The 403-nt window shown below is 41.4% G+C and carries 1 protein-coding gene; it reads right to left on the bottom strand.

The genetic code is table 11. From position 1 onward, the window contains the following. A partial coding sequence (locus HC175_RS19700; protein WP_168139807.1) for a DUF1684 domain-containing protein occupies positions 1-403 on the bottom strand: 403 nt, incomplete at both ends.

Genomic DNA, 403 nt, shown 5'->3' with positions numbered 1-403 from the left:
ACCGGAATAGGAAGTTTCTCCATTGGTGAGGTCTGTAAAAGGTAAAAACAGATAGTCCTTATATTCTTCTTTCCGGGAAAGATCCTGGCTTTGATAGACATTCAGTTTATACTCTTTTCCCTGTAGTTCAAAATATACCTCTCCATACTTCACATAAACCGGTTTTCTATCTGTAGTGGTAGGCATTTCGAACGGAACTTCATTTGGAGTCCTCACAAATTCAGCTTCCACTCTAAACTGTGGCGCTGCAGGAAAAAAGTCAAGAGATCTAAAGCTTTTCAGCTCCTTCTCCGGTAACGGAGATTTTTCAGGATCTTTAAATTCCGCATTGAGGTGTTTCTGAAAAGCAGCCACCGCGGTATCATTAACCTTTTGCTGGGCAGATGCACCAATATTCAGACAG

The organism is Salinimicrobium oceani (genome assembly GCF_012037645.1).
Note: the sequence above shows the minus strand (reverse complement) of the source record. Positions and strands in the feature narration are given on the sequence as shown.